The sequence below is a fragment of the Vibrio sp. McD22-P3 genome, from assembly GCF_021568915.1.
Lineage (GTDB): Bacteria > Pseudomonadota > Gammaproteobacteria > Enterobacterales > Vibrionaceae > Vibrio > Vibrio mediterranei.
Genome location: NZ_JAKGTN010000010.1, coordinates 1 through 21,702, shown reverse-complemented (window position 1 = coordinate 21,702; position 21,702 = coordinate 1). Strand labels below are relative to the sequence as shown.

At 44.3% G+C, this 21,702-nt stretch carries 17 protein-coding genes and 1 pseudogene; 4 read left to right on the top strand and 14 right to left on the bottom strand.

What is annotated here, in order from left to right; translation table 11 throughout:
* Positions 1-37: 37 nt before the first annotated feature.
* From L2W36_RS12985 to L2W36_RS12960, 6 genes are all read right to left on the bottom strand, one after another.
* Entirely contained in the window at positions 38-1,642 is a 1,605-nt protein-coding gene (locus tag L2W36_RS12985) for an ABC transporter ATP-binding protein (RefSeq protein ID WP_006069526.1), read from the bottom strand.
* A gap of 10 nt (positions 1,643-1,652) precedes the next feature.
* The gene (locus tag L2W36_RS12980) at positions 1,653-2,675 is read right to left on the bottom strand and encodes an ABC transporter permease (RefSeq protein ID WP_006069525.1); all 1,023 of its coding nucleotides are present in this window, start codon (positions 2,673-2,675) and stop codon (positions 1,653-1,655) included.
* Positions 2,676-3,764 carry a microcin C ABC transporter permease YejB gene (locus tag L2W36_RS12975; protein ID WP_236110215.1) on the bottom strand — a complete coding sequence of 363 codons (1,089 nt, stop codon included), beginning with the start codon at positions 3,762-3,764 and terminating at the stop codon, positions 2,676-2,678.
* Between the two features lie 9 nt (positions 3,765-3,773).
* Positions 3,774-5,570 carry an extracellular solute-binding protein gene (locus L2W36_RS12970; protein WP_231892912.1) on the bottom strand — a complete coding sequence of 599 codons (1,797 nt, stop codon included), beginning with the start codon at positions 5,568-5,570 and terminating at the stop codon, positions 3,774-3,776.
* A 197-nt stretch (positions 5,571-5,767) separates the two neighbouring features.
* Entirely contained in the window at positions 5,768-6,724 is a 957-nt protein-coding gene (locus L2W36_RS12965) for a sensor domain-containing diguanylate cyclase (RefSeq protein ID WP_107306455.1), read from the bottom strand.
* Positions 6,725-6,958: 234 nt separating this feature from the next.
* Positions 6,959-7,387, bottom strand: coding sequence for a PACE efflux transporter (locus L2W36_RS12960; protein WP_236110214.1), 429 nt, complete (start codon positions 7,385-7,387; stop codon positions 6,959-6,961).
* A 135-nt stretch (positions 7,388-7,522) separates the two neighbouring features.
* Between L2W36_RS12960 and L2W36_RS12955 the strand changes: the two genes are divergently transcribed.
* Positions 7,523-8,419 (top strand): LysR family transcriptional regulator, encoded by an 897-nt coding sequence (locus L2W36_RS12955; protein ID WP_171392289.1) that lies wholly within the window; start codon positions 7,523-7,525, stop codon positions 8,417-8,419.
* Positions 8,420-8,488: 69 nt separating this feature from the next.
* On the opposite strand, the gene L2W36_RS12950 is transcribed toward L2W36_RS12955, so the two are convergent.
* Positions 8,489-9,127: an NAD(P)-dependent oxidoreductase gene (locus tag L2W36_RS12950; RefSeq protein WP_236110213.1), complete on the bottom strand. Its 639-nt coding sequence runs from the start codon at positions 9,125-9,127 to the stop codon at positions 8,489-8,491.
* A gap of 142 nt (positions 9,128-9,269) precedes the next feature.
* Here L2W36_RS12950 and L2W36_RS12945 point away from each other — a divergent pair, with 142 nt between their 5' ends.
* On the top strand, positions 9,270-10,169 hold the full coding sequence (locus L2W36_RS12945) for a LysR family transcriptional regulator (protein WP_236110212.1): 900 nt from the start codon (positions 9,270-9,272) through the stop codon (positions 10,167-10,169).
* A 71-nt stretch (positions 10,170-10,240) separates the two neighbouring features.
* On the opposite strand, the gene L2W36_RS12940 is transcribed toward L2W36_RS12945, so the two are convergent.
* From L2W36_RS12940 to L2W36_RS12915, 6 genes are all read right to left on the bottom strand, one after another.
* The gene (locus L2W36_RS12940) at positions 10,241-12,808 is read right to left on the bottom strand and encodes a glycoside hydrolase family 3 protein (protein WP_236110211.1); all 2,568 of its coding nucleotides are present in this window, start codon (positions 12,806-12,808) and stop codon (positions 10,241-10,243) included.
* A gap of 21 nt (positions 12,809-12,829) precedes the next feature.
* Positions 12,830-13,858, bottom strand: a complete 1,029-nt coding sequence (locus tag L2W36_RS12935) for an ABC transporter ATP-binding protein (RefSeq protein WP_062461104.1) — start codon at positions 13,856-13,858, stop codon at positions 12,830-12,832.
* 2 nt (positions 13,859-13,860) lie between these two features.
* Positions 13,861-14,868 (bottom strand): ABC transporter ATP-binding protein, encoded by a 1,008-nt coding sequence (locus tag L2W36_RS12930; protein ID WP_062461101.1) that lies wholly within the window; start codon positions 14,866-14,868, stop codon positions 13,861-13,863.
* A complete protein-coding gene (locus tag L2W36_RS12925) occupies positions 14,861-15,799 on the bottom strand; it encodes an ABC transporter permease (protein ID WP_063606825.1) in 939 nt (312 codons plus the stop codon). Before L2W36_RS12925 ends, L2W36_RS12930 begins: the two co-directional genes overlap by 8 nt.
* A 13-nt stretch (positions 15,800-15,812) precedes the next feature.
* Complete coding sequence (locus tag L2W36_RS12920; RefSeq protein WP_063606824.1) at positions 15,813-16,802, bottom strand: ABC transporter permease; 990 nt, start codon at positions 16,800-16,802, stop codon at positions 15,813-15,815.
* Between the two features lie 116 nt (positions 16,803-16,918).
* Positions 16,919-18,574, bottom strand: coding sequence for an ABC transporter substrate-binding protein (locus L2W36_RS12915; RefSeq protein ID WP_062461093.1), 1,656 nt, complete (start codon positions 18,572-18,574; stop codon positions 16,919-16,921).
* A gap of 355 nt (positions 18,575-18,929) precedes the next feature.
* On the opposite strand from L2W36_RS12915, the gene L2W36_RS12910 reads away from it, so the two are divergent.
* Positions 18,930-20,711 (top strand): ABC transporter ATP-binding protein/permease, encoded by a 1,782-nt coding sequence (locus tag L2W36_RS12910; protein ID WP_236110210.1) that lies wholly within the window; start codon positions 18,930-18,932, stop codon positions 20,709-20,711.
* Positions 20,712-20,795: 84 nt separating this feature from the next.
* Here the strand turns inward: L2W36_RS12910 and L2W36_RS12905 are convergent, their stop codons facing one another.
* Positions 20,796-21,065, bottom strand: a complete 270-nt coding sequence (locus L2W36_RS12905) for a hypothetical protein (RefSeq protein WP_006069509.1) — start codon at positions 21,063-21,065, stop codon at positions 20,796-20,798.
* Positions 21,066-21,628: 563 nt separating this feature from the next.
* Between L2W36_RS12905 and L2W36_RS12900 the strand changes: the two are divergent.
* Positions 21,629-21,702: pseudogene (locus L2W36_RS12900) on the top strand (DUF1456 family protein); the annotation flags it as partial.

The window sequence follows — 21,702 nt, the reverse complement described above, 5'->3', positions numbered from 1 at the left end:
TCACTCTGTTTTGGTAGGGGGATTTTTTGCAGCAATTCTAGAATGCCGATAAAGAAACCAAGGTTTTGGTGTAGTCTTTCTGAGGTGTTGCGAACAGCGTTTGTGTATCGCCCTGCTCTACAATTTCGCCATCTTTCATTACGATGGTGTAATGGCAAAGTGACTTTACAACATTCAAATCGTGGCTGATAAATAGATAAGTCAGCCCATGTTTTATTTGTAGCTCTTTGAGCAAATCAAGAACTTGTGCTTGCACCGTTCTATCTAAAGAAGACGTAGGCTCATCTAGCAAGATAAATTCTGGTTTGAGAATCAATGCCCTTGCAATCGCAATTCGCTGCCTTTGTCCTCCAGAGAACTCATTTGGATATCGGTGTCTTGTTTCAGGGTCTAAGTCCACCTCTTGCATCACGTCACAAATCATCTTGTCTAGAGTTGCCTCGTCGTGCTCAAAATGAACTCTTAATCCTTCTCCTATGACCTGTGCCACAGACATTCTTGGGTTTAGTGCTGAGAAAGGATCTTGAAACACAACCTGCATTCGGCTTCTAAAAGGCAACATACCTTTGCGGTCCAACGTCTGAATGTCTTGGCCATCAAACTCAATGATACCTTCACTTTGAACTAACTTAAGAATCGCCATGCCCGTCGTTGATTTGCCTGAACCGCTCTCTCCAACTAGGCCAATCGAGTAACCCTGCTTAAGTTCAAACTGCATATTGGTTACTGCTTTGACATGACTGACAACGCGTTTGAACAAGCCACCCGTGATAGGAAACCAAACTTTCAAATCATCAACAGCAAGCAATGGTTTCGCGGAGGCAGAGACCTCAACGGGTAAGCCTCTAGGGTCGGAGTTGATCAGTTTTTGTGTATAAGGATGTTCAGGTGCATTAAACACTTGATGACACTCGCCAACCTCAACCAAACGCCCTTGTTGCATGACCGCCACTCTATCGGCAATACGCCGTACAATACTCAAATCATGAGTAATAAACAGCATCGCCATACCGAGTTCTTGTTGTAGATCTTTCAGAAGGTCTAAAATCTGTGCTTGGACCGACACATCTAGTGCTGTGGTAGGTTCATCAGCGATTAGGAGTTCAGGCTCGTTAATCAGCGCCATGGCAATCATGACACGTTGACGCTCTCCACCGGAAAGCTCATGTGGATAGGCTAAGATCTTCTGTTCTGGATATCGAATGCCAACTTTCTTCAGCCATGAAATCGCCAGCGACTCTGCTTTACTGGTTCTCATACCTCGGTGAATAGCTAAAGTTTCTACCAGCTGTTTGCCTATTTTATGCAACGGGTTCAATGACACCATCGGCTCTTGGAAAATCATTCCGATGCGACCACCTCGAATACCTCGAAGTTGCCGCTCGGAGCAATTAAGCATATCAATATCATCAAACGTAATGTGACCGTTTAGATAGTGGCTAGAGCCTTTCGGCAGCAGCTTAAGGATCGCGTTGGCTGTTACCGATTTACCTGAACCACTCTCTCCTACTAATGCTAAAGTTTCCCCTTTGCGGATTTTTAGGGAAACATCATAGGTCACTTGTTCTACTTGCTTACCTCTACCAAACCCAACGGAAAGGTCCTCAATAGCAAGTACGTGTTTTGGATCATCTTTCGTCATACGTTGCCTATTAACCTTGCTGGTGAGGGTCAAATGCGTCTCGTACCGCTTCACCAGCAAATACAAGTAGCGTTAACATTATCGATAGAACGGCAAACGCCGACAAACCAAGCCAAGGCGCTTGTAGATTAGCTTTACCTTGCGCAAGCAATTCACCTAGCGACGGCGAGCCTGCGGGTAAACCAAATCCTAAGAAGTCTAGCGACGTTAACGTGGTCACTGAGCCAGAGAGGATGAATGGCATCATCGTCAGTGACGCCACCATCGCGTTGGGTAACATATGCCTGAGCATGATTCGCTTGTCGTCTACACCCATGGCGTGAGCCGCTTTCACGTAATCGAAATTTCGGCATCTTAGAAATTCAGCCCGAACGACACCAACCAAACTCATCCAACTGAATAGCACCATAATACCCAGTAGCCACCAGAAGTTTGGTTCAACAAAACTCGATAAGATAATCAATAAGAAAAGAGTCGGCATGCCAGACCACACTTCAATAAAGCGTTGACCGAATAAATCTATCCAACCGCCGTAATAACCTTGTGTCGCACCCACTGCAACACCAATCACACTGGATACTATGGTTAGGATAAAACCGAACAATACAGATATTCGAAAGCCATAAATAATCCGAGCTAACACATCCCGACCTTTATCATCTGTACCCAGCCAGTTGACGTTATCCGGTGCAGACGGAACTGACGCCACTATATCGTAATTGATGGTATCGTAGCTAAAGCGGATTAACGGCCAAATGATAAAGCCCTTTTCCTCAATAAGGTCAATAACATATGGGTCAGTATAATCAGCTTCTGTTTCAAACTCCCCACCAAACTTGGTTTCTGCATACTGTGTGAAAATTGGGTAATACCATTGGTTGTCGTATTCCACCAGTAGCGGCTTATCGTTGGCGATAAACTCAGCAAACAGACTCAAGAAAAAAAGAACGAAGAATACCCATGTTGACCAGTACCCACGTTTATTGGCTTTAAAGCGCTGCCAACGAGCTCTTGTAAGAGGATTCATTGCCATTTAACGCGCCTCGAAGTCGATACGAGGGTCAACCCACGTATAAGTTAAGTCAGAAATAATACTCAAGATCAGACCTAGTAACGTCATAATGTAGAGAGAACTGAATACCACGGGGTAATCACGTTGAATCGTAGATTCAAAACCGAGTAACCCTATCCCCTCAAGCGAGAACATTACCTCTATCAACATAGAACCGGTGAAGAAAATGCTGATAAAAGCACTAGGGAAACCGGCAATGATGATCAGCATTGCATTTCGGAATACATGCTTGTAGAGAATACTGCTTTCATCAAGCCCTTTCGCTCTAGCTGTCACCACATATTGCTTGTTAATTTCATCAAGGAAAGAGTTTTTGGTCAGCATACTGAGCGTAGCAAAACCGCCAATAACCATAGCGAGAATCGGCAAGGTTAAATGCCAAAAATAGTCGACGATTTGCTGATACCAAGTCAATTGATCAAAGTTGCTCGACACCAAACCTCTTAATGGGAACCAACTGAAATAGTTGCCGCTGGCAAAAAAGATGATGAGGATAATGGCGAACAAAAAACCCGGGATAGCATAACCGACAATGACAACGGCGCTCGACCAAATATCGAAGCGAGATCCATGATGTATCGCTTTAAGAATGCCTAATGGTATCGATATCAAGTAGATAATCAGGGTACTCCATAACCCCAATGATATCGATACTGGCAGCCGCTCTTTAATGAGATCTATGACATTACCGCCACGAAACAAACTGTCTCCAAAGTTGAACATCGCGTAGTTTTTGAGCATATCAAAATAGCGTTCATGCATTGGTTTATCAAAACCAAACTGCTTTTTAATTGCCTCTACAACTTCAGGATCCAGCCCACGAGAACCTTTGTATCCCGTTGCTTCATCACTAGGGCTTGAATCAAGATCAACCTCGCTCCCACCGCCACTAAAGCGCTCCATGACTCCAGATTCCAGACCTTGCATTTGAGCAAGAGCCTGTTCTACAGGCCCACCAGGTGCAATCTGAATAATGAAGAAGTTAATGGTTATAATTGCCCAAAGTGTTGGAATCACCAGCAACAAGCGCCGGAATATATAAGCCGCCATCTATCCCTCTTATCGACGTTTTGCAGGAAGCTTTTCAGCTTTCTCTTTAGACACCCACCAAGTATCGACACCTAAGTCGTAAGTAGGTAAGACATCAGGGCGCTCAAATTTATCCCAAGTGGCTACACGGTATTTTTTGATATACCACTGAGGGATAATGTAAAAGTTCCACTGAAGTACTCTATCTAAAGACCTTCCCAACGCTAATAAGTTTTCAGGGTTTTGCTGATTTTGTTCAATCAAGTCAGTCAGATCATCAATAACAGGATCCTTAACGCCCGCTTGGTTATAGGTCGAATCGATGAAATTAGAGTTCCAAACAATCTTCAAGTCAGAGCTTGGATATGGATGTGCTGTGTAACGAGATGAGACCATGTCAAAGTCTCGATCACGCCAACGTTTCAAGTATTGTGTAGTGTCGACAGTACGAATACGCATATCGATACCCATCGCACGCATGTTCTTTTGCACCGGAATCGCGAATCGTTCGGAAGTTGGGCTATAAATCAATAGTTCAAAGCTTAGCGGCTCACCCGTTTCCATGTTAGTCATGACTTTATTCTTTAACTGCCAGCCGGCTTCTTTTAGCAGTGCAAAGGCCTTTCGCATTTGTGGTCTGATGCGACCTGACCCGTCGGTGACTGGTGGATTATATTCATCGGTGAAGACGCGCTCTGGGATCTTACCTTTATATTTATTTAAGACCTCAAGTTCTGCTTCAGATGGTAGACCCTTTGCTTCATAGTCGGTGTTTTGGAAATAACTACGAGTTCGAGTGTACTGGTTATAGAACATATTTTTGTTCATCCACTCAAAATCCATGGCGTAGTTTAGAGCTTCGCGTACTTTGGGGTCGCTAAATACAGGACGCTCCGTGTTAAACACAAATGCCTGAGTAGCCATTGGTTTGTGGTGCTCAATCTCTTCTTTCTTGATATATCCTTTATCAAAATTCACACCGTTATAGGAACTAGCCCAAAACTTAGCACTGGACTCTTCTCTAAAATCAAACTCCCCTGCTTTGAATGCTTCTAACATAACCGTGTCATCACGATAGTAATCGTACTGAATCGTTTTGAAGTTATTGCGTCCGACATTCACCGGAAGATCTTTTGCCCAATAGTTTTCATCGAGTTGGTAAGTTAGAGATTGTCCCATCTTATAATCGACGATCTTATAAGCACCACTGCCAACAGGCGGTTCATTTAGCGGCTCAGAAAAGTTCTTATCTTTCCAGTAGTGTTCAGGCAGTACACGAGTACTTTGCGCTAAACTGAATAACTTTTCCTTATTTGGAACCGACATTTCTATACGCACAGTGAGATCAGAAATTGCTTTTACGCTTTTAACGTCTTTATAGTACGCACGAAATTGCGGTACCCCCTCTTTTACAAACTTGGCATAAGTAAACTCAACGTCTTTGGCGGTAATAGGAACACCATCATTAAATTTCGCTTTGGGATTTATATCGACTTCAAGCCACGAGTAATCGTCTGAGTAACGCACTTTCTCAGCAATCAGAGGATAAAATGCATCGATCTCATCGCTTGGAGAGAACATAAGCGTATCGTAGAGGTTACCAGTAGCGGCAGCAGGTTGTCCGCGAGAGGCGTATCGGTTGAAGTTATCAAACGTGCCGTTTTGGCCGTAGGTTACTTTTCCGTATTTGGGTGCGTCAGGATTGACATAATCGAAGTGTTTAAAGTCTGCGGGGTATTTTGCGGTTCCAAAACCCACCAAGGTTGTCGTCTCTATTACATTGGCAGCCCATACGCTACTCGTGAATAAACCAACTCCCACAGCCATTGCTGCTCTCTTCAATAGCGCCATTCCTTTCTCCCCAAAATAGAGAAAGGCCGAGTTGAAACGTCCTTTCTCTTTTTATCATCATCTTGATGCTTAAACGTATTTATACTGATATAAATAGCTGTATTTCACGGGGTTTTCAAGGGGAGGAAGGCTCTAGCGTGCTAATAAACGGTTAATCTTTGCAACAGTTGGAGCTAGGCGCTCACTTCTGCATCACAATAGTGACAATGAAGGATTTGTTGAGTTTCAGGACAATGCATATGTACTTTTTCTGAGCAGCCTTTCTTCGAGACATACAAAGCTTTATCAGCCAGCTCAATGATGTTCGCATCGTCGACCGTATGAGTCGCTACCCCGATGGAGCAAGAAACATTGAACGACTTACCCCCGCTGCTCTTAAAGGTTAACTTATCTATTTTTTCGGACAAACGCCCCGCTAATGCATAGGCTTGATCGATATTGCTGCCCGGCAACAAAAGTACAAACTCATCACCGCCATATCGGCACAGCATATCTTCTTCACGTGTGAAGCGTTTAATAACCTTAACGACGTCAATTAATACTCTATCTCCTATGGAGTGACCATATTTATCATTAATTGGTTTAAAACGATCTACATCAATAATAAGCAGTGAACTTGGCGTTTGGCTCTGAGCGAAGTTTTGTTTTTGCTGTTCTAAGGCTAAATGCAGGTAACGTCGATTGAAACATCCGGTAAGGCCATCAGTGTTAGCTTCTTCTAGCAAGGTCTGACGTTCTTCCATATCCTTTGAGACATCAACAGCAAACCCAATAACTCCAAGCACTTTGCCGTTCTTGATAATGGGTGACGAAACCGTTAAGTGGTACAACTCCTGATTATCGATATTGAAGGGGATTTTTTGCTGCGTCGGCTTCTTAGTTGCAATCACCTTTTTGTCATTGATACGCATTTTTTTAGCAACACTGAAGTTGAACAGGTGCCAATCCGTTTTGCCTTTTATCCCTTTCATTGTGACATCAAAGTTGTCGAGTACTTTACGATTCACATACTGGTACTTCCCTTTATTGTCTTTAATGAAGATATAAGCATCCACCGCATCAAAGACTTCGGATAAGCCTAGTAATTCTTCGGAGGAACCTTGATGTGCTGACAATATAAGTTCAAGCATAAATCGTAAAAAAAGTGCATAACGTTGAATATCGAATAATAGAGTCTAAACCCTAGTTAGCGATATTGCTTCGACGATATCCCTTTTTTTAAGCCAAAAGTTTAAATTTGGTAGACGCTCCACATTTTTGAACCAACATCACATGATTAGAGCTACACAGGTCAACTTTCGTGCAGACTATCCGTGTTTTCAGACAGAGCGTTTTTAAAGTTCACTCTGTCTTGTCTTCATAGGTTATTTCGCCATTTCTATACGGCTGGTAACTATCCAAACACGAGCATAGTCATAGATCAGGTTGAACAAGAAAGCGTAGATGGTAATAAAAATCGTGACACCAATATCCATCACAAACGCCTCTAGTAAAGAAACGTTAAGTAAGTAAGCCATTGCAGGAATAGTAGCCAGCAATAGACCTGCTTCAAAAAGAACAACATGAACTACCCTCGTCTTCAAAGAACGCAGTGTCTTTTCCCCTTGAACAAAAGAGTCAAACATCATGTTAAATAGATAATTCCAACACATCGCCATGGTGGCAATAACTATCATAGTTCCTGATAATGCAGCAACATCATGGTTGGTAAACAACGCTAATCCGATAACTGAAAACGTCACTGCCAACGCTTCAAAAAGCACTGAGTGAAAGACACGCTCTACTATTCCCATTATAAATTCCTCACTATTTTTTGTTTGGGGACATCGTATGCGGTGATTATCGGTATTCTCAGCAATATAGAAAGTTAACAACCATCACACATCGTGATAGCCTAAATTGGCATTTCGACTTTTTGGGGTATCACAATGTACAGTTTTGAGCAGCTTAAAGTGTTTGTAGCGGTTTGCGAGCACGGTTCATTTTCCGCCGCAGCGCGTAAGCTTAAAAGAGCCCAATCAGGGGTAAGCCAAGCCATTTCTAATTTGGAGATCGCCATTGATCAAACCTTATTTAGTCGAGAAAAAAACACACCCGAGCTCACCGAAAATGGCAAAGCACTTCTTCCTATTGCTCGCTCTATATTGCATCAGCAAAAATACTTCGACCAAAAGATCGAAGCTCTTTCCAATGACTCAGAACACGAACTGACCATCGCTGTCGACGATAGCTTGATGAGTCAGGAGTTTATTAAACTATTGTCCCCATTGGCGGCTCAGTTCCCTATTACTAACTTCGAGCTTATCTGCGCCTCAACGTTTGATATCGAAGAACTCATTCGGCAAGACAAAGCACAGATAGGTATTGTTTATGCCGACGGTGAGTTAAAAGTAGACATGGATATTTTCATCCTCGGTCAAGCTCGTTTCTTAACCGTTGTCGCTCCAAACCACGAACTCACACGATTGCCAGTGGTCAAGGACTCCGACTTAAAGCATTTTCGGCAATGTGTCCACCGAAGTGTTGAAAAACAAGAGCTATGGTTTACCTACGGTATTAGCTCTAATATTTGGTACGCAAACGACCACAAGACGCTCGTTGATATGGTCTCAGAAGGATTGGGATGGTCTAACTTACCTGAAATGTTAGTTAAGAAGCCTATGGCTGAAGGGAGAATGGTTGCGCTACCTGTGGCTCATGAAAAAAGTGGCTGGGTGACGACGGTTGGTTGTCTTGTGTCACGCAGTCGTACTAATGGCCCGGTACTAAACGCTCTTATTGAACTATTACAACAACATCAATTTGCTGATAATCAATGGCAGTAACACTGAAAACAGGGCCAAAGATGGTTTGTCATCTTTGGCCAAATCACCGGGTTAATAAATATCAGATTACTAATAAGCCACGCCAATTCGCTGGTTTGGGTGTTGATTAGACTCTAACTCATCAATCATAGCCTTAGCGTAGTCGCTTACTGAAATTCGGCTGTTGCCTTGTTCATCAAGCAATAACTGTTCACCACCAGTACGGTATTTTGATAGCGTTTCTCCCGGAAAAATCTCCGCAGCTGGTGATACAAATGTCCAATTCACGCCGTTGGCTGTTTGTTTGAACACATCAAGCGCTTCCCCCTGTGCGATGGCTTCAGCTTTATATTCTTCAGGGAACTCTGGCGTTGAAATCAAAGTCACTCCCGGTGCAACTTCCAGAGAGCCAGCACCACCTACCCACAGCAAACGCCCTATTTTCGCTTCCGAGACCGACGTGAGTAGCTTTTTAGCTGCCTGTTTCACAATGTCGTGGTTACCTTTCGCGCGTCCGCCTATGGAAGCAATCACGGCATCGACACCGGATATTGAGTCGACCATCTCACCGATAGGCGCTGTGAGGTCAAACGCTCTAGCTTCAATATCTGGATCTTCAACTCGATTCACTTCTCTAACCAGTGCTACAACTTCATGACCACGCTGTTTAGCTTCGTTTAAAATATGACTACCAATCCAACCTGTTGCGCCTACTACTGCTACTTTCATAATTATCTCTCCGTCTTGTTTGGTGTTTTCTTGATGACGTTGACAGTCTAATAGAACCTTTTTTCGAGATAAATTCACAAAATTGATGCAGTTTGTATCTAATTGAGTTACTAATAAGCTTCATATCTAACAGGAGCCGATGATGGATAGACTTACAGCGATGCGCAGTTTTGTCGAGGTAGCTCACTGTGCCAGTTTCACTAAGGCAGCCGAACACCTTGGTTTAAGTCGCTTACAAGTTTCTCGTCACGTTAACGAAGTAGAACAGTGGTTGGAGCAGCGGTTGCTTCACCGGACCACACGCAAAGTCAGTCTAACGACAGCCGGTGAACAAGCACTGACGCGATGTGAAAGCATTTTGCACGAAACGTCACAGTTAGAACTCTCATCTCAGCCACAAACCCCTTATCTCTCCGGTACGGTTCGTGTTGCGGCGCCTATTGGCTTAACACAAAACATCTTACTGGATGCTGTTGAGCAGTTCACAGAACAGCACCCCAACGTTGTTATTCAGCTTTTTGCCTCGGACAGTTTTGCTGAATTAGTTGACGAGCGTATCGACATCGCACTTCGTTATACCAACAAACCAGCAGACAATCTTATTGCTCGTAAACTCATGTCTATCGACTCACTGATATGTGCCTCAAAAAACTATATCGAAAAACATGGCGAGCCAACGCGGTTTGACGATCTTAGCAATCACAACTGCTTTCTCCATTTGGAGCGTACTTCTTGGGAGGGAGTCAAAGGTGGTGAGACAGTGTCAGTTAACGTTAGTGGAAACATAAAGGCAAATGATCTAGGCGTATTAGTAAAAGCAGCGCAAAGAGATAAGGGAATCGTCTTACTGCCTTGTGACTTGGCAAATCCGCTAATCGAATCGGGTTCACTTACCCCAATTCTAAAAGACTACGCTATTCCAACCAGTACACTTTGGGCAGTATATCTCTCAAGGAGTTACCAATTACCTATCGTTCGACAGTTTATAGATTTTCTTGCCGATTTTTGGAGTAATGATATTAAAGCGGATACCTCTAACTAGTGCATCCGTTACACAAACAAAAAAGGCTCCTTATTTAGGAGCCTTTGATTAAACAATTTGAACGTCACTTGTTAGTCATTATGCCAACGGATATTAGCGAGTACCGTTTTGAACTGTCCTTCACTAAATAGCATGAACGGCGTATCCAAAAATGCGAGGTCCACATCTTGAGCAACAAAAAGTGAGACCGGAATATCAATAGTCACAAACTCGTCAATGGACTGCAGCTTATCGGCAATATCAATTTTTGCCACGTCATCCGGCAGCTTATTCTTCGTCCACTTTTGCAGAGACAAATAAACTGGCTGCTTAGGTGCTTTAGAAACCTTGACCTCAAAACTCAGCATTCCCTTGGCAGAGTTATAACCTGACAAGTTCTCAATACCACCATCACCAGTTTGGATGTACGCAGCCGCAAACCCACCTTTGAACGTCAACTCTACCGCATCTTGCTGCTGCTGATAGTTATACGGTTTGGTATCTATCGTTCTCAGAGACATAGGATTGTTGCGCGATACGTCGCTGCCGATCCAATGAACAAAATCGGCGACTTTCAGTTGGAAATCACCAATTGTCGATTTGATACCGTATATCTCTGTAGCACTATCGGCGACACCTTCACCCTGAGTACCAGCCTCATCCAACTCGATCTGGTCAAGGTCGGCCTGTTGAAGCGTATCTGAATAGTTGAGTCCGTAGCCGTATTCAAATAACGGAGCGTGCTCACTCAATGGAGATTGCTCCAACTCAGGCACCTGATAATCTGGAATATGTGGCGGAATACGACTGACCGTTGCACTTCGTTTTTTATTTGGCCAACTGTATGACAGCTTACCTTGGAAGTCATAACGAGCGTTACCTTGAGCGTCAGCAATCAACACATCTGTGATGCCCTCACCTTCACTTCCTGGAAGCCAAGCAGCGACAAAGGCATTCGACTTAGCTATCTCTTCATTTAAGTACAAAGGACGACCGCTGTAGAATACGGTAATCACTTTAGCACCCAGCTTGTGTAACTTGTGAATTTTCTCTACATCAGCCTTGTAGCTACGTTTAAGCTTGCCAAACTCAAGTGTTTGCCAGGCCTTGATATCACCCATCATTTCAGCGTAAGGATCTTCACCAATGACTACAATTGCAACATCGCCTGCTTGAATAGTCGACTCTAGTTGCGGATCGTAAGTGACATTGTCACAACCCAGTTCACTGACAAGAGCCATTTTGAACGTCGTTGCTCCCGGGAAATCATCAAGTGTATTCTCATCACCCTGCCACGTTAAGTTCCAACCACCAGACTGCTTTTGTAGGTCGTCTGCAGCACTACCCGTAAGCAATACTTTTTGATTTGGATTCAGAGGTAATAACTGATCTTTGTTTTTTAATAACACCAAAGATTTGCGTACCGCTTCTCGTGCTACTTCTCGATGCTCTGGCGCACCCAATAAAGATTGCTTGCCTGCTAGCGCTCTCTTTTTCGGTGAAGGCTTATCCCATAAACCAGCACGCATTTTGACGCGGAGAATACGAGTAACCGCATCGTCGATACGCTCCATTGGGATTACACCTGACTTAATGTCTTCTAGCGCTTTGTGGTACACCGCTATCCAGTGCTCATGCACCGGAACCATTAACACATCATTACCTGCATTAATCGCATACGTTGCATCACCGTCGGTACATTTGCTGACTTCTGCATGCCCGTGCCAATCAGTGACAATAAGGCCATCGAAGCCCATTTTGACTTTGAGCACATCATTTAGAAGGTATTTACTACCATGAATCTTATAGTTATAGCGCTCACCTACTTCGGGATTGTGGTCATAGTTCGCTTCATTTTCCCATGTATTGAATGAAGACATGACTACTTGAGCACCGGCCTCTAGACCGCTGAAATAGCCCATTGCATGGATATTTCTGAGTAGATCTTCTGAGTAGCCATTTTTACCTCTGTCTACCCCAGTAAGCGTACCGCCATCTCCAACCCAGTGTTTCACGTTAGAAATCACATGATGCTCACCTTTCAGATCATCCGCCGTACCTTGAAGGCCAGTGACCATTTTAGCGGCATAAGCGAAGGTGATTTCAGGATCTTCAGAGTAACCCTCGTAAACACGTCCCCAACGTAAATCACGTGGCGTTGCTACTGTTGGAGCAAAGGTCCAGTCTAATCCTGTTGCTGCAACTTCAACCGCCGTAATTTTGCCAATTCGTTGAATCAACTCAGGGTCGCGTGCTGCGCCTAAACCAATGTTGTGCGGGAAGACTGTCGCGCTAAATACATTGTTGTGACCATGCACTGCATCAGTCGCCCACATAAATGGAATACGGAATGGTCTGTCAGCATAGGCTTCTTCAATGGCATGCCAGAACTCATCCGCTTTGTCGCTCCAATCTTGAGCGCTAGAGTGCTTGTTCTCGTTTGGCCATGCTCCGCCGCCATTCAATATTGAGCCTAGCTTGTATTGCTTAGCCTCTTCTGGGCTTACACCGCGAAGATCCGGCTGAATCATCTGACCCAGTTTCTCTTCGGTAGTCATCTGAGCCACAATGCTTGCGACTTCGTTTTCTATTGCAGCGTCTTTAGCGATTGCAGATTTAATTTGTGGCCATTCTTTAAAGTAAGGTGTTTGATAAGACATCTTGAATTCCTAAATACAAAACTATGTGAATAAATGACAACGAGTAAAGTGATTAGCTGAAATTTCTACCGGTTCAGGCAAATACTGCGAACATTCCGCTTTCGCCTGTGGGCAACGCCCTGCGTACGGGCAACCTTTCTTTTCAGGTGACCACATTGGTGTTTCCATCGAGCGGTGCGTTGGTAGTTTCTCGTGAATGCTGCGGCTCGGATCCGGCACCGCCGCAAGCAATAACTGGGTATACGGGTGTTGTGGGTTTTGCGTGATTTGCTCTGTGTCTCCCCACTCGACCATATGACCGCAGTACAACACTATGGTGTCTTCTGCAAAATAGCGTGCCGTAGCAATATCATGGGTGATATACATAAATGACTTGCCCATCTCATGCTTCATGCGATTCATTAAGTTAAGCACACCAATTCGAATCGAGACATCCAACATTGACGTTGGCTCATCCGCCAGAATCACTTTCGCACCTATAGCCAATGTTTTTGCCAAGAAAACACGCTGACGTTGACCGCCTGACAATTGATGCGGAAACTTATCCAACACTTCTTGCGGCGGTGTTAAGCCCACTTGAGTAAGGATTTTTATTAGGCGATATTCCATTTCTTTACCCGGTTTTAATCCGTGGTAAATCTGCATTGGACGCATCAAGTGATAGCGAATCGTATGCAGTGGGTTTAACGAACTGAACGGGTCTTGAAATACCATCTGTACATCGCGTCGATAAGCATCTAGCTCTTCTCCGGACGTAAACTCATCAATGTTGGTACCGTGATAATAGATACCACCTTCGGTGGCCTTGTGAATCTTAGTCGCTATTTTTGCACTGGTACTTTTGCCACACCCAGACTCCCCAACCACTGCTACACAACGCGCTTCACGTAGTTGGAAATTGAGTCCATTAACAGCACGTAAGTACTGCTTTGGTGAGAAAATTGAGTCACCTTTTTTACGAAAATCGATGCAAAGGTCTTTGGCTTCCAAAATAACCGGATGCTTTGCATCCAATGCCGCTTGGTCAATATGAGGACTTCTTGCATTCATAATTACGCCACTCCTTCGGCTTCAAGTTGTAGTGGAGTATGACAAGCCACCCAACGCGACTCTCCTAAACTGACCAAATTAGGTTCTTGTGTTCGACACTGTGCAGTGGCTTTAAAACAGCGAGGCGCAAAACGACAGCCTGAAGGCACATTTTTTAGATCGAGAGGAGAACCTGGAATTCCTTTCATCTCTTGTAACTCGCCTTTCAATGTCGGGAATGAGTCACCTAAGCCATGGGCATAAGGATGGTTTGGTTGCTGCAAAATGATCTTCGATGGTGCGAGCTCCACCAGTTGACCTGAGTACATGATGCCAATACGGTCACATAGCTCCACCATCAAACTGAGGTCATGGGTAATAAACAAAATAGAGAAACCAAAACGCTCTTTAAGCTCATACACTTTTTGCAGGATTTCGCGTTGTACCACCACATCAAGTGCAGTAGTAGGTTCATCCATAATAAGTAGCTTTGGATTTAGAGCTAACGCCATAGCAATGACAACTCGTTGTCTCATACCACCAGAAAACTGGTGTGGGTAGTCAAACAGACGCTCTGTTGGAATATCTACGATACGGAGCAACTCTTTCGCTTTCTCAATGGATTCCTCTCGGCTAGATACCAAACCATGAGCATCGAAAATATCAAAGAACTGATATTCAATGGTTTTCACTGGGTTTAAACAGTTCATTGCGCTTTGGAAAACCATCGACGTATCCTTCCAGCGGAAGTTTCTTAACTCATCGTCGTCCATTTTCAGTACATCTTGACCTTCGAATAGGATTTCACCTTCAGAGATCAATGCAGGCGGTCTGTGCAAACGCATTAGCGAGTAAGCAATAGTTGACTTACCGCAACCTGACTCGCCCGCTAGCCCTAAAATCTCGCCACGGTTAATGTGAAAGCTGACGTTATTCACTGCACGAACTTTGCCATCAAAAGTCACGTAGTCGACGCAGAGATTTCGGACATCCACCAACTTAGACGTTTCTGTATGTGTGAAATTAACCATTGGCACTCTCCATTTCTAAGCGCTGTTGCTTCGCAGCTTGTTTCGCTGCTTTCTTCTCTTCACGACGATAACGGGCCATGATTCGTTGAGCTTTCAGTTTCGGGTTTGATATTTCATCAATCGAGAAGTTGATAAGCGCTAGACCAATGGCGACCGACGCTAACGCAACAGAAGGGGCCATAATTTCCCACCACGCACCAATACGTATCGCAGAAGTTTGGTCGGCGTTGTACAACATACCGCCCCACGTCACTGCAAGAGGGTCACCCAACCCAATAAACTCTAAGGTCGCTTGCGTCATAATGGCGTAGATGACCGTACCAATAAAACTACTCGCCAGAATCGACATCATATTTGGCATAATTTCAGCAAACAGCATTCTCGGTTTGGTTTCACCCATCACTTCAGCGGCGTGGACAAAGTCCTTATTTCGAATCGCTAAGGTCTGAGCACGTAGCACGCGAGCTCCCCACGGCCATGACGTCGCACCAATTATTATCGCGATAACCAGAGGCGATACTTGGTCCAAGAACGCAGCCAATACCAGCATTAAAGGTAGGCTTGGAATAACCATTACTAGGTTAGTAAAGAATGATAATACGTTATCAATCACACCACCGAAGTAACCGGAAGCGATACCGATCACCATCGCCATTACAATCACAAACGTTCCAGCGACGAAGCCAACCATAAGCGAAACGCGTCCACCATAAAGAAGCTGAGACCAGACATCACGCCCCATACGCGTCGTACCTAGAATATTGTCTGGGTTTGGTGCTTGGTGTGGTCGACCAACGCGAGCTCCCGGCAATACATCGGTAAGCAGCGGTGCAAAAACACACATCAACACCACTGTTGCGACTAAGAAGATCCCAACCGCAGCTTTGGGGTTATCCAAGAAAAATTGTTTAGCCATTTTAAAGTATTTCATGCTCTTAACTCCTTTAACCCAACTCAGTGCGAAGACGTGGGTCAAGCACGAACAGCAGTAAATCTGCGATAAAGTTAGCGCCCAATACCATGATGGTCATGATAAGCAGGTAGCCTTGAATCAACGGGTAATCACGCGCAAGCATGGCTTGGAACATGACCTGTCCTAATCCCGGGTAATTGAATATGATTTCGATAATCAGCGAGCCCGCAAAGATGGCACCAACCGACATGGCAAATGTAGTGATCATTGGTAGCACTGCGTTACGCGCACCGTATTGCAGCATCACCTTTTTGTCTTTCACACCTTTAGCCCAGCCCATGACAATAAAGTCTTCACCAAGCTGGTTGATCATGTTGGAACGCATGCCCATAACGTTGCCCATTCCAAGCAGTACCATGCTGAGCAATGGCAGTGCCAAGTGATAAGCCACACTGCTGACAAATTCAAAACTCATTGCAGGATCGAGCGATGGGTCGTAAGCATAACTTGTCGGAAACCAGCCGAGATCTGATGCAAAGATAAAGTACATAAGTAGAGCCATTACTACGGCGGGAATCGACGATATCACTACCGAACCCACAGTGATGACAGAATCGACCCACGTGCCTCGCTTCCAAGCCACCCAAATACCAAGCAACGTTGTGATGGTATAAGACACGACAAGGTAAGAACCAACCAACAACAACGTCCACAACATGCCACGGCCAAGAACATCAAATACAGGTTGGAAGAAACGTGTCGATGTTCCCCACTCACCCGTCATGATGCTTTGTAGGTAAGTTAAAAACTGTTGAAACAGTGGAGTATTGGTGGAATAACCATAAAGAGCTTCAAGAGAAGCGATGGTCTCTGGTGTAATTTGCCCACCATTTTGTGCAAGACGCCCCAAAAATGATTGAATTGGGTCACCAGGCATCAATCTTGGCAAGAAAAAGTTAATGGTTACTGCGGCGACAAAGGCCAGCAAATAGAAGCCAAATCGGCTTAATAAATATCTCATAACCTAAATTCCAATTAGACTTTCCCCTCAGCTCCCCCTTATGGGGAGCCGACAAGTAAGAGAAGTGAGAGAAAAAAACGCAGCCTCCCTCGCTCAAGAGACCACGCTAAACTGGATTAACCTTTCGGTTTTAGGTTCATTAGGTGAACAAGACGGCTCATGCCATTCCAAGGTGCAGGGTGACCAATTTGATTATCTTCATTAGCCCAACCTTCGAAGCGAGAGTCGTTATATGCGTACCAGATACCGTTGTAGTAAAGAGGAATTTGAATCACATTTTCGGCAAAGTAACGTTCTACGTTAGCCGCAATTTTCTTCTGTTGATCTTCGTCTTTAGTCAAACCTAGCTCTGAGATCCACTGGTCAAGTTGTGGGTCAACATAGTTACTAACGGTAGTAGACCACCACACTGGGCTTTGTACGTATTCAGAACCCATAGTGAAATCGTAGAACTTCCATACTGAAGATTGCATCGAACCTGCACCGAATGTGGCATCGAAGTTCGCTGTTTCCCAGTTTTTCGCATACGCATTAGCTTCTGGAGTAATTACCGTTGCATCGATACCTGCCATGCGCAGACCTTCTACCGCAATAGAAGTGTTGTTTACCCAATCACTCCAACCACTTGGTACCTGGATCTTAAAGGTTAACTTGCTGCCATCTGGGTTCTCAACAAAACCGTCTCCATTAGTATCTTTGTAACCGCCGTCTGCTAATAACTGCTTAGCTTTGTTAATGTCGTACTGGTTCACTTCAGCCCAAGTTTTGTCGGCTTGTTCGTCACGCCAATTCCACATACCTTTTGGTAAGTTTGTTGCTGGGTTTCCACCGACAACGTAACCATAAGAACCAATCATCATCATGGCTTCACGGTCCATTGATAGGCTTACCGCTTTACGGAAGTTCACATCATGGAAGGCTTTATTTGCGCCTTCATTCTCTGTTTTATAGTTGAAGGTGATTCGAACACCATCGTTTGATGGGAACCAGTACTTGTTATTTGGATGTTTAGAAACAAACGTACGCTCGATATCAGGAATAAAGATACCTGCCCAGTCCACGATTCCTTTTGAAAGCATCTCTAGCGCTGCATCGTTACTTGAGAATTGCGGGAACTCTAAACAGTCAATTTTGAGGTCTTTATTCCAATAATTTGGGTTACGACACTGAACATAAACTTGTGGTGTAAAACGCTGGATTTCTGTGAATGGGCCCGTGCCCACTGGGTTATCATTCGTGCTTTGGGCTGGCGAATCATTACCTTCCCAAATATGTTTAGGGACGATACGAACCGTTTCACCAAGAACATCGCGCGCTGCAAACGCATTCGGTTCTTTTAGATAGATTTTAACTTGTAGGTCATTAACCTTCTCGACTTTGTCAACTTTACCGCTGACACCGCCGGTATCGATCTCTGGATGTGCTTTCGGATACTCGTAAGTAAACACAACATCATCAGCCGTGAACGGTTTCCCATCAGACCAAAGAACACCCTCACGAAGATCAACAGTCAGTACCGTCAAATCATCGCTCAGTTCATAGCCTGTTGCGAGCCAAGGATGGACGTTTTTCGAGTCTAAGATATCGAAGATGTATAGCGATTCATAAGCAAAGTCTGAACGACCACCAAACCAAGGGTTAAAGTTACGCACCCAGCCAGTTGAGAATTCATTGAGAATCTTCAAGTTTGGCATGGAAGACGATTCTTCAGCGTGAGCGGGGATAACCATTGATGCAGCAATTGCAGAAGTAAGAAGCAGCGTTTTTTTCATCTATCTATCCTTGTTTATGAACTGTGTAGGCGAAGTTCGTTATCGTTGTTTTTCAAGGATACTAGCGAGGAATTCGGTTTATAAACGTGACTAAAACCACATTGGATCGGCAATGGGTTGCCTATTTGTTAAAACTAAAAAGCGTTGCACAGAAACCTTCTCACTCATGAAACTTTTCTATAATTTGCATAATTTAACTTATATTAATCATTGACTTAGGTTGAAATATTTCATGAAAATTCATTTTCTGGCTATTCAAGCTCACGCTTTTGGGATCAGAAATAGGCAATAGTGTTGCTATTTGTTAATCCACCCCCATAACCTTAAGTAATAAAGCGAACGATTAGGCACATCAATGCAACAACAAGATCAATCCAGAGCTAAGAGCAAAAACTTAGGTATTCTATTAGAACTGGTTAACTTCATTCGCCCTTACCAAGCCAAAGTATTTGCCGCTCTGGTAGCACTCATCTTCACCGCAGGCCTCACTCTGTCTGTTGGTCATGGGGTTCGAATCTTAATTGACCAAGGCTTTGCTCAGCAATCACTGCAAGACTTGGGTAATGCGATTCAATTTATCATGTTGGTCACTGTGTGCATTTCCATTGGCACCTTTTTTAGATTCTATTTAGTTTCTTCTGTTGGTGAACGCGTCAGCGCAGATATTCGCCTCGCGGTATTCAATCACATCATTACCCTGCATCCGAGTTATTTTGAGACCAACGGCAGTGGCGATATCATGTCTCGAATCACCACGGATACGACGCTATTGCAAAGTATCATTGGTTCTTCTTTTTCTATGGCAATGCGCAGTGCGCTTATGTGTATTGGTGCGATTATCATGCTGTTTGCCACCAACATTAAGTTGACGCTCATTGTGTTAGCATCGGTTCCGTTTATTTTGATTCCCATCTTGTTCTACGGGCGTCGTGTAAGAGCACTCTCACGTCAAAGCCAAGACTCTATGGCGGACGTAGGCAGCTACGCAGGTGAAGCGATTGAACATATCAAAACGGTCCAAAGTTACAGTTTTGAGGCGCAAGAGCGTGCGGCTTTTGCTGAGGAAGTAGAACGAGCTTATGACATTGGACGTAGGCGCGTTAAGCAGCGCGCTATCTTGATTTCTGGCGTTATCGTTATTGTTTTTACTGCTATTGCTGGCATGCTTTGGGTTGGGGGCAGCGACGTGATCCACGGCACCATGTCAGCCGGTGACCTTGGTGCTTTTGTTTTCTACGCAATTATGGTGGCTTCTTCTTTAGCGACCATTTCAGAAGTCTTAGGTGAGCTGCAACGCGCTGCAGGCGCAACCGAGCGCTTGGTCGAAATCCTGCAAGTTGACAGCCATATCAAGGCACCTGAAAGCATCTTCAATGCAACCAATACGCTACGATCTGAAGTTACGTTTGACGATGTAACCTTCCACTACCCTTCCCGACCTTCTCAATCTGCCACTGAACAGTTAACCCTCAAAGCAGACGAAGGTAAAGTACTTGCACTCGTTGGGCCGTCTGGAGCAGGTAAAACAACGGTATTTGAGCTTTTGCAGCGTTTCTACGATCCCCAAGCCGGACAAGTGAAATTAGGTAACGTCGATATTCGAGAGTTTGACCCTCACGAACTTCGCAAGCAAATGGCCCTAGTTCCACAACAACCCGCTTTGTTTAGTCACGACGTCTTTCACAATATCCGTTACGGCAATCCAGAAGCGACCGATGAGCAAGTGATTGAAGCGGCGAAAAAAGCCCATGCCCATGATTTCATCATGCAGTTGCCAGATGGCTACCACAGCTTCTTAGGAGAAAGGGGCGTGCGACTTTCTGGAGGGCAACGCCAACGCATCGCTATTGCGCGCGCTATCCTCAAAGATCCAAAAATCCTTCTGCTTGATGAAGCCACAAGCGCCCTCGATAGCGAGAGTGAACATCATGTACAACAAGCATTAGAAGAGTTAATGGTCGGAAGAACCACTATCATCATCGCGCACCGTCTTTCAACCATTCAGCACGCAGACCAAATTGCGGTGTTAGACCATGGTCGTTTGGTCGATATTGGCGATCATCATTCGTTGCTAGAAAATTGCGAACTATATAAGCGTTTGGTGGAGCTACAGTTTAAACAGCCCATCGTGAGATAATAGCGGCAGTTGTACAAATCATTAATGTAAAAGCCCTTGTTTGGTCAAATCCAAACAAGGGCATAGAAGTTTCTATTCGAGCCGCTACCAGTGGATATCTAGATCTTGGTTCAAGTTGTTTTGTATATCACCCCACTCGTCCATTAACTCAGAGGCTTTTCGGTGTGAAATCGGTTTAACCAGCGTTGAGCCAGCATGATCTTTCAGGTTGAGCGTATAGGTTTTAGCATTAAGGTCGGCCGTTATACTGTGGTATTCGTCAAGACACTGCTGTTTAGTTTTGTTAGGTCCCCATGCTAACGTCAAATCCGTTCCGTTAATATTCATGCAAACCGCAAGCGAGCTACAATCCATCGCATTCTCCTTGTCGTTAGTGTAGTCACTCTATGAAGCTAGCCAAGTCTGGTCATTTCGCCAACACAAACTGTCAAATCTTGAGTGATCACTCATTAATACGCTGACATTTACAACATCCGTCACTGTAACTCTTCGACTCCCCTGCTCATTTCAGGGTGAGCAAATTTCCAAAGAAAAATACCCAAACTCAAACCCTGTCATTCCTGCGAAGGCAGGAATCTACTGACAGCGCTCACTGAATCGTATGGTCCACTTCACAAACTGAGTGACGAGGCTAGCTTATTATTACCCTATTCCTTGCCAGTAACATCAACCTCACAAATCACTGTGAGGTGGTTTGACCAACTTCTTCTAATCAGCATAGTGTCTATGAAAATGGGCTCTTACCAACTTAGCCAACTAGTTCGAATAGGCCGTCTTATTTCCATTTTTTAACCTACCGAAGAAACGTGTTCTCTGTTAGAGTCACCGTCAAACACGCTATTGAATAAAGACACCCACAGATCGCATGTAATTGATGGATTTTTATTCACCTTTAGAACTCATTTTAGGAATCCCTAGTGACTAACAACGAAATTTTACGTCGTATCCAACACGCGTTAAACCTTAAAAACGCACAGATAATGAAAGCTTT